This window comes from Saccharothrix sp. ST-888 (assembly GCF_000955975.1).
GTDB lineage: Bacteria > Actinomycetota > Actinomycetes > Streptomycetales > Streptomycetaceae > Kitasatospora.
On record NZ_JYJF01000255.1, the window covers coordinates 1 to 1,825 of the forward strand.

Genomic DNA, 1,825 nt, shown 5'->3' on the forward strand with positions numbered 1-1,825 from the left:
CTCCCCACAGCGCACGGCCGAGCAGCTATTCGGGCTCCCGCCTCGCCCACCAGTACCCGAGCTGAGCGAGAGAGTTGGCGCCGCTGATCCGCTTCAGCTCGGCGATCTGTGCATGCACCGTACGGCTGCTGACCTCTAGGTCCGTAGCAATGCTGGACTGCCCCCGGCCCGACACCAGCAGGCGTAGCACCGACGTCTGCAGCTCAGTCAGGTCCGCCTCGGCGGGGGCCTCGTGGCCTCGCCAGGCCGAGGCGCGAGTCCAGTCCCGCTCGAACATCGCCGCGGTGTAGTGGACGACTCCGGGGTCATGCAGGATCAGCGCCCGGACGGGGTCTGTGCCGGGGGTGTGCTCCGTCAGGTCGGTGACCACCGCGATCCGCCGGTCCACGATGATCGCCCGCATGAAAGCTTCGTCCAGCGTGCGGACTTCCGCGCCCTCGCCGGTGATCTGCGCGGCCCACTGAGCTGTTGGCCCATCGGATCGAACGGACGTCCGGTACAGCGTGCGCATTGTCACGCTGCGCTGCAGCGCCGCACGGTCGCGGGGAAGCGCGAGCGCGAGCATGTCGGCCGGCCGAGGGCCTCCCGGCTGTGCCGTCAGCAGCTCCTCCGTGGCCCCCGCGATGATCTCCGAGAGCCGGGCGTTGATCTTCTCGATCCCGCTGACGTACTCCACGGCGCCGCGCACCAGGTTCGCTGCGGCGCCCTGGTAGACGGCGGCCAGGGGGCGGAGATGCTCGGGCAGTTCGGTCACCTGCGCCATGGCTGTGCCTATCTGGCGGTAGACCCGGTCTCTCTTCTCGGCGAGTACCTCTACCGGGTCCCGCGTGATGTACCTGTTCGCAGGCCCATGCGGGTGGGGTAAAACGAGACCGAAGTCGAGCAGCTCATGGAGCGCATGGCAGGTGTCGTCCGGCGCCGGGGCCTGTCGGGCCAACAGCCCGTACAGCTCCTGCGCCTCAGCGCTGAGTACCAGCGGCTCAAGGGCGTGCTGCTGTCCTGATGCTGACGTCACCTAAGCTCCCGCGAAAACCTGCAATGCGAACTCTCGCAGCCTAGATCCCTTGATCGCGCCATGTCGATAGCGAATCATGAACCCCAGTACAGCGATGGTCCGCAGTCAACGGGCCGCAACAGGAGGCAGCACATGGCACGACGAATCTACGTCCTGGCTGTGTCAGCAGGCATGGCACTAGCCGCCGGCGTGATGGCCCTCGGTTCGATGACCGCAGCAACCAGGCAGGCAGATTCGGCATGGAACCTTGTTCCGCCGGCCGCGGGAGTGCTCGCCGATTCGGCGTGGAACCTGGTACCGCCGGACCCGAGCGCCGATCCGACCCTCAGCCCCATGGACTCCGCCTGGAACTGACCGACCATAGGCGCCCGCTCCGCAGTGCCCGTCCTATCCGGGCGCTGCGGAGCGGGAATTGTGGGGCCGGTATGTGGCGTCGGTGCGCTCCGCTCGACAGCCTACTGACCCCCGGGGGCCACCCCATACCCGCCCTTCGGCGGGTACTGGGTGGCGGTGCCGGGCACCGTACTGGTGCCCCCTCTCCGGAGCCCGGCACTGGGAGGGGCTCGCGTCCGGCAGGGGGCGCGGGCCTCTCTGACCTGCGGATTCTCCATGATCCAATGGGAGAGAATTGGGAGATGATCTTGCTCGGTGGGCCTCAGCGAACGCGACTGAGTGTGATCGAAGGCAAGTGAACTCCAGGGCGCTCATCAGGCAACCGTCCGTCTCCAGGACTCTGACCTGCAGTCAAGCCCAAGACTGTGTCCGTTCTTGTAAAGCGGGGGTCGTCGGTTCGAACCCGACAGGGGGCTC

General features: G+C 67.4%; 2 protein-coding genes. One reads left to right on the forward strand and one right to left on the reverse strand.

The genetic code is table 11. From position 1 onward, the window contains the following. Positions 1–25 precede the first annotated feature (25 nt). A complete protein-coding gene (locus tag UK12_RS32445) occupies positions 26–763 on the reverse strand; it encodes a LuxR C-terminal-related transcriptional regulator (RefSeq protein WP_156179085.1) in 738 nt (245 codons plus the stop codon). A 384-nt stretch (positions 764–1,147) separates the two neighbouring features. Between UK12_RS32445 and UK12_RS40310 the strand changes: the two genes are divergently transcribed. Then, a complete protein-coding gene (locus UK12_RS40310) occupies positions 1,148–1,369 on the forward strand; it encodes a hypothetical protein (protein ID WP_156179086.1) in 222 nt (73 codons plus the stop codon). Positions 1,370–1,825: the final 456 nt, after the last annotated feature.